This is a genomic window from Mycobacterium sp. E802 (assembly GCF_001666875.1).
Lineage (GTDB): Bacteria > Actinomycetota > Actinomycetes > Mycobacteriales > Mycobacteriaceae > Mycobacterium.
Genome location: NZ_LZJD01000136.1, coordinates 1 through 6,439, shown reverse-complemented (window position 1 = coordinate 6,439; position 6,439 = coordinate 1). Strand labels below are relative to the sequence as shown.

The following is a 6,439-nucleotide window of genomic DNA, read 5'->3' as shown; positions in this document are numbered from 1 at the left end:
CCGACGCCGCCCGGGATTTCCTGTTGCAGCGCGGCGTCGACGAGGTCGCCGCACGGAAGGTGTGGCTCGGGATCGCCCTTCACACCACCCCGGGCATCCCGGAGTTCCTCGACCCCGAGATCGCCCTTGTGACAGCGGGTGTCGAGACGGATGTGCTGGGGATAGGACGCGACGACCTGACGCCGGAACACCTGCAGGCCGTCACCGCGGTTCATCCGCGGCCTGATTTCAAAAATCGCATCCTGCATGCCTTCACCGAAGGTGTGCGGCAGCGTCCAGAATCGACATTCGGCACGGTCAACGCTGACGTGCTCGCGCACTTCGACGACACGTTCGTGCGCGAAGACTTCGTCGAGGTCATCCGGGAGAGCAGCTGGCCGGAATGACGGTCAGCCGGCGGCGATTCGGCGCTCGGCAAGTTCCCGTATCGGTACGGCCAGCGCATCGGCACCCAGGATGTCCGGCAAGAGCTGCGGTTCGAGGGTGAGGGCCCGGAACACGAGCCCGATGGTGATGTCGTGGTCGGGCCGGTGTGTCACCGTGATCTCGTCACCGCCGGCTACCGAACCGGGTGTCACCAGACGGAAATAGGCGCCCGGAATCGCCGCCCTGGTAAAGGTTTTCACCCATCCGTTGATCTGCAGCCAGTTCGCGAACGTCCGGCACGGTATCCGTGGCCGCGACACTTCCAGCTCGAGGCCATCGGATCCGACCCGCCACCGTTCGCCGATGCGGGCATTGGTGACATCGATGCCCGCGGTGGTCAGGTTCTCGCCGAAGACGCCGTTGGCGATGTCGCGGTTCAGTTCGGTCTGCCAGACGTCGAGGTCTTCGCGCGCATAGGCATACACCGCCTGGTCGTCACCACCGTGGAACTGCTGGTCGCCGATGATGTCACCGATCAGTCCGCTGCCGAGCCCACCGTGCATCGGGCCGGGTGCGCGAACGCCGACGGCCCCTTGGACCGGGCGCTTGTCGATTCCGGTGACCGCACGCCCCTCGGCGGTGTTGGGTCGTGGATGGGCCACGTTGACCGTCAATACCTGCGCCATGACCCACAGCGTAACGGTCTAGAAGATCGGTGTCGCAACACTATTCGGGGCCGGGGGCGCGGGCGGCACCGGCAGGCACAGCCCGGTCGCGGTGTCGAGTTGCCGGCCCGGGACACAGAACGGGGAGCAACCGTTGGTCACGCCGGTTTCTCCGGGTGGGCATGCCGAGCTCGAGGCCGGTGTCACGATGGTGGCCACCGCCATCGACCCGGCCGACAGCACCGCAGCCGACATCACCGTGAGTACCCCGCGCCACATTGCGCTCGCCATCGCCTGTCTCCTCCCGAACCTGCGGTCCGACCTACCGGCGCAGTCTAGGCGGCATGATCTGGCGGCGGCGCCGGTTGACCACTTGCGGTCGGTTGCCCGCCGCCGGCCCGCTCGCTGGGCTAGCGTCACCTGCTTGTGCAGACCCTGATCGATTTCGACCGTGCGCCCGTTTTCGCGATTCCCACCGTCGCGCCGGTGGACGGACTCACCGTGCGCGAGGGAATGCTGTTGGAAGGGCCGCAGGGTTGGGGAGAGTTCAGCCCGTTGCCGCAAGACCGCTCGCTGGTGCGCTGGCTGACGGCCGCGACCGAACCGGGCACGGTGGGCTGGCCCGACCCCGTGCGCGGGCGGGTGCCGATCGCGGTCACCATTCCCGCGGTCGATGCGGCGCGGGCCCATCAGATCGCGGCCGCCTCGAAAACCCGCGCCGCCGCGGTCGAGGTCGGCGCAGGATCGTTGGCCGAGGATATCGAGCGGGTAGAGGCGGCGCGAGACGGGCTTGGACCGGGCGGCACCGTACGTTGCCACGTCAACGGCAGGTGGAATCCGGATACCGCGGTGGCGGCCATCGCCGCCCTGAGTCGAGCGGCGGACGGGCTGGAGTTCGTGGTGCAACCCTGCCCGACAATTGACAAGCTGGCCGCGCTCAGACGTCGGGTCGAGGTGCCCATCGCGGTCGACGAGTCGCTCTGCCGAGCCGACGACCCGCGGGATCTGCGGCTCGAAGCGGCTGCCGACATCGCGGTGCTCGCCGTCGGACCCCTGGGCGGGGTGCGGCGCGCATTACGCGTGGCCGAGATGCTCGGGCTGCCGAGCGTGGTCCGGTCCAGCGTGGAGACCACGATCGGCCTGGCCGCCGGTCTCGCGCTGGCCGGCGCGCTGCCACAGCTGCCGTTCGCCTGCGAACTGGGAACCAGAGGGCTGCTGGCCGGTGATCTGGTCGCGGATTCGCGTTCGCTGAACGCGGTGGACGGCTATCTACCCGTCGCGCCGATGCCTCCGGCTCCGCAACCCGAGCAGTTGGAGCGCTACGCGGTCACCGACCCGGCTCGCGTGCAGTGGTGGCGCGAACGGCTGCGGGCTGCCATCACCGCGTCGTGACCGATCCAGCAACGTGGTCGACCGGATTCGCGTCGAACAGATTCAAGTAGCGCACTACGCATGTGTGCGGCCCGGCGGCAACTCGAGAATCGACGTCGTCAGCCACCCGCTGGCGACAGATCCAACGGAGGTGCCATGTCGTTGTTCGCCAAACTGTCGGAACTGCGGGCCGTCAAGACCCAGGAGTCCGGGGGAACCGACGAGCTCAGCATCAGCCGGGCTGACGGGTTCCAGTTCCGGGCTGTGTCGATGTGCCAGGGCGATGTGGTGGATCTGGACCGGCTGCTGCCGTTCGACGGTGAATTGGAGATCGTGTTCCGGGAGGTGGATGTGCGCACCGACGAGACGCAGGACGTGGGGTCGATTGTGATCCGCTCCGAGGAGTTGGGCCGCGGCGAGGTCACTCAGCAGGTCAGCGGCGCCGGGGCCCATTACGCCCTCACCTACAAGGTCATCTGAGCACGCCGGTCAGTCCTGCACAGCCTTGGCGATGGCCACACACACGGTCAGCCAGTCCGGATCAGGGTGGGCTTCCTCGGTCAGCTCCCACATCGCGTTGTGCATCATCCGCACGATCACCCAGTCCCTGGCCCGGTCGGGATCGAGATCTGCGGCATCGACCAGGGCGGCCAGCCGGCGCCGGACGCCGTCGCGAACATGGCCGGTCAGCTCGTCCCACCGGTTCCACAACATCGGTGCGAGGTCGTAGTGCGGGTCGCCGTTCAGCGGCTTGGGGTCGATCACCAGCCATGGCTCGCGTTCGCCGGCGAGCACGTTGGCATAGTGCAGATCACCGTGGACCACGGTGTCGGCAACCGCGCGGTCGGTGCTCAGATCCGTGCCCAGCGAGATGGCTTGCTCGACCAGTCGTCGCGGCAGGGGAGCGTTGCGCGGCAGCCGGGCCAGGCCGGCGGACCAGCGGGTGGTGTTCTCGGCGACCGAACGCAGCTGGGGCAGCGGTGGCACGTGGAGCCGGCCGTAGAGTCCGGCCACGATCTCGCAGGCCTCGATGTCCCAGAGCTCGTTGAGGTTTCGTTGCTGTAGCCGTTCGAGCAGCAGGGTGCGCCGGTGCGGGTCGGCCCGCAGCAGCCGGGCTGCCCCGGCTCCGGCCCACCGGCGCAGCGCCAGATGTTCGTGGGCCGATTCCTCGTCGGGAAAGCCGGCCTTGAGGACTGCCGCGACGCCGTCGTCGGTCCGTACCGGGACCACGATCGAGCAGTGACCGTGGTACGGCGGTCCGTCCGCGCGCAGCGTCCACTCGTCGAACTGGTCTCGAAGTAGCCGGGGCAGGCTCTCGACCCAGGACTGCCACCGTGGTCCCCGCGTGCCCATGGCGTGCACGGCCTCGGGCAGATCGATCATCGCGACCCATGGTCGCACCCCGGGCGGCCCGCGGGGCAGCAGGTTTTGACAGACTGTGCGCTATGGCACAGATAACCTTGCGCGGAAATTCCATCAACACCGTCGGTGAACTGCCCGCAGTCGGCAGCCCGGCCCCCAGCTTCTCGCTCACCGGCACCGACCTCGGCGCCGTCACCAGCGACCAGTTCCAGGGCAAGGCGTTGCTGCTGAACATCTTCCCGTCGGTGGACACGCCGGTGTGCGCCGCCAGCGTGCGCACCTTCAACGAGCGCGCTGCCGAGGCCGGCGCCACGGTGCTGTGCGTGTCGAAGGACCTGCCGTTCGCCCAGAAGCGCTTCTGCGGTGCCGAGGGCATCGAGAACGTCACCTCGGCGTCGGCCTTCCGGGACAGCTTCGGCGAGGACTACGGCATCACCCTGGCCGACGGCCCGATGGCCGGTCTGCTCGGCCGTGCCGTCGTGGTGATCGGCGCCGACGGCAACGTGGCCTACTCCGAACTGGTTCCCGAGATCGCTCAGGAGCCCAACTACGACGCCGCCCTGGCTGCGCTCAAGTAGTTGCGCTCGTCCCTCACCGGTGTCCATACGCCGGTGAGGGATGACGCCGGGCCGACGTTCAGATCGGCCACTGCTCGCGGCGATACGCCGCGTCGAAAAACATCCATTCGTATTTCGCCGTGACCACGAAATGCGTTCGGGCGTCGGCTTCTTGCGCCGAGCCGAGCGCCAACCCGATCCGGTCCGTGACGGCCAGCACCTCGGCGACGGTCGCGGCAAACTCCTCACCGCCATAGCTGTCGATCCAGCGTTGGTACCGCTCGTCGGGCGAACCGTCTTTCGCCAGGGCCAAGCCGACCCGGGCATAGATCCAGTAGCAGGGCAGCACCGCCGCCAGCCCTTCGGCAAAGCTTCCGCCGTATGCCGTGGCGAGCAGATAACTCGTGTAGGCCCGCGTGGTCGGGGCCACGGGGGTGGAGTTCAACTCCGTCAGATCCAGCCCCAGGGCGGGCAGTAGCTCGTTGTGCAATCCCAGCTCCACGTCGAAGATTTCGGCTGCATGCCGGGAGAACATCGCGGTGTCGGCCAAGGTGGGCGCCTTCGCGCCGACGATCGCGAGGGCCCGGGCGTAGTCACGCAGGTAGTGCACGTCTTGTGCGACATAGTGCGTGAATGCCGTGTCGTCGAGGCTGCCGTCGGTGAGGCCGGTCAGGAACGGGTGCGCCACGGTCGCGGCGAAGATCGGCTCGATCGAGTGCCACAGCCGTGCCGAGAAGGATTGCAGATTCGCATCGGTATGCATGTCGATATGGTGACAGGTCGCGGCGCCGGGTAACCGTCAGGTCACGGTACTGCATCTGATTAGCCTTGCGCCCCAGCTGAATTGGGCGAAACCCAGCGTCGGCGGTACAAATGGTTGACTCGACTGACGACGACCAGCAGTTCGAGGTCACCTTCGCTGTGGTCGAGAGAGTTGATGTTCGATGAGACGTTACGTTGCCCTGCTGTTAGGTCTGGCATTTCTGGTAGCGACTCCCGGACTTGCCGGTGCCGCACCGATCGAACGCCCGGCCGGCAATCAGCAGTTTGTCGACCTCGTGATCGCCCGGGCGTTGTCCCAGCGCGGGGTGCCGTTCAGCTACGGCGGTGGCGACGTCAACGGACCCACCCGCGGTATCGCCCGCACCGTGCCGGCCCCCGGCCTGACCCCGCCGCCCACGGCAGGTGGACTGACGCCCGGCCTGTCGACCCCGGCGGTCACCGCCCCGGCACTGACCACGCCGGGCCTCGGTGTCATGCCGGACCCCTCGGCCAACGTGGTCGGTTTCGACGCATCCGGTCTGATCGTGTACGCCTTCGCCGGGGCGGGCGTCAAGATGCCGCGCTCCTCTGGTGAGCAGTACAAGGTCGGACAGAAGGTGCTGCCGTCGGCCGCGCTGCCCGGGGATCTGATCTTCTACGGGCCAGAGGGCACCCAGAGCGTCGCGCTCTACCTCGGCAACAACCAGATGATCCAGGGCACCGAGCCCGCGGTCGCGGTCACGCCGGTGCGCGCCGAGGGCATGACGCCCTACCTCGTCCGCATCATCGCCTGAGGCGCGTCGACGCCACCGCCGCAGGACTTGCCGTATATCCAACGGTAAGCCCCTAGACTGTGCCGTCGTGGGCATTCTGTTTGGCTTCGCGCCGTGGATCATCTATTGGGTACTCGTCGGCAACGTGCCGTTCGGAGTCGCCGTGCTGGTGGCGCTGGCGACCGCCATCGCGACATTCGTGATCAGCCGGGTCTCGGGGGCGCCGGGGCGCACCCTGGAGATCGGTGCGCTCGCCACCTTCGTCGTGTTGACGGTGCTGACCCTGGTGCTCAGCCAGGACGTCATGGAACGCTGGATGCAGCCGCTGAGCAACGCGGGGATCTTCCTGGTCGCGTTGATCGGTCTTTTGATCGGTAAGCCGTTCGTGCTCGAGTTCGCCGCGGCCGGTCAACCGCCCGGGGTGGTGGAAAGCGATGTGTTCCAACGGATCATCAAGATTCTGACCTGGATCTGGGTCGGCGCCTTTGCCGGCATGACGATCTCATCGGCGATCCCGCCGATCGTGCAGGGTGATGCCACGATCCTGGACACCGAGACGCCATTGTCGTTCGTCTGCTACTGG

8 protein-coding genes and 2 pseudogenes are annotated in these 6,439 nt (G+C 67.5%); 6 read left to right on the top strand and 4 right to left on the bottom strand.

Translation table 11 applies throughout. From position 1 onward, the window contains the following. A pseudogene (locus A5699_RS19690) lies at positions 1–386 on the top strand (diguanylate cyclase); the annotation flags it as partial. Between the two features lie 3 nt (positions 387–389). Here A5699_RS19690 and A5699_RS19685 read toward each other — a convergent pair. Together A5699_RS19685 and A5699_RS19680 are read right to left on the bottom strand one after the other, a co-directional pair. Then, positions 390–1,052 (bottom strand): MOSC domain-containing protein, encoded by a 663-nt coding sequence (locus A5699_RS19685; RefSeq protein ID WP_067772608.1) that lies wholly within the window; start codon positions 1,050–1,052, stop codon positions 390–392. Between the two features lie 18 nt (positions 1,053–1,070). Further along, positions 1,071–1,322, bottom strand: a complete 252-nt coding sequence (locus A5699_RS19680; protein ID WP_067772605.1) for a hypothetical protein — start codon at positions 1,320–1,322, stop codon at positions 1,071–1,073. A gap of 135 nt (positions 1,323–1,457) precedes the next feature. Between A5699_RS19680 and A5699_RS19675 the strand changes: the two genes are divergently transcribed. Together A5699_RS19675 and A5699_RS19670 are read left to right on the top strand one after the other, a co-directional pair. Then, positions 1,458–2,423, top strand: a complete 966-nt coding sequence (locus A5699_RS19675) for an o-succinylbenzoate synthase (protein WP_067772600.1) — start codon at positions 1,458–1,460, stop codon at positions 2,421–2,423. Positions 2,424–2,558: 135 nt separating this feature from the next. Next, positions 2,559–2,882: a hypothetical protein gene (locus A5699_RS19670; RefSeq protein WP_067772594.1), complete on the top strand. Its 324-nt coding sequence runs from the start codon at positions 2,559–2,561 to the stop codon at positions 2,880–2,882. A gap of 9 nt (positions 2,883–2,891) precedes the next feature. On the opposite strand, the gene A5699_RS19665 is transcribed toward A5699_RS19670, so the two are convergent. Beyond that, complete coding sequence (locus A5699_RS19665) at positions 2,892–3,785, bottom strand: aminoglycoside phosphotransferase family protein (RefSeq protein WP_067772592.1); 894 nt, start codon at positions 3,783–3,785, stop codon at positions 2,892–2,894. A 62-nt stretch (positions 3,786–3,847) separates the two neighbouring features. Between A5699_RS19665 and tpx the strand changes: the two genes are divergently transcribed. Continuing rightward, positions 3,848–4,342 carry a thiol peroxidase gene (gene tpx, locus A5699_RS19660; protein ID WP_067772589.1) on the top strand — a complete coding sequence of 165 codons (495 nt, stop codon included), beginning with the start codon at positions 3,848–3,850 and terminating at the stop codon, positions 4,340–4,342. A gap of 58 nt (positions 4,343–4,400) precedes the next feature. On the opposite strand, the gene tenA is transcribed toward tpx, so the two are convergent. Beyond that, the gene (gene tenA, locus A5699_RS19655; protein WP_067772586.1) at positions 4,401–5,084 is read right to left on the bottom strand and encodes a thiaminase II; all 684 of its coding nucleotides are present in this window, start codon (positions 5,082–5,084) and stop codon (positions 4,401–4,403) included. Positions 5,085–5,265: 181 nt separating this feature from the next. Here tenA and ripD point away from each other — a divergent pair, with 181 nt between their 5' ends. Beyond that, positions 5,266–5,877 (top strand): NlpC/P60 family peptidoglycan-binding protein RipD, encoded by a 612-nt coding sequence (ripD, locus tag A5699_RS19650; RefSeq protein ID WP_067772585.1) that lies wholly within the window; start codon positions 5,266–5,268, stop codon positions 5,875–5,877. Positions 5,878–5,944: 67 nt separating this feature from the next. Further along, positions 5,945–6,439, top strand: a pseudogene (locus tag A5699_RS19645) (hypothetical protein); the annotation flags it as partial.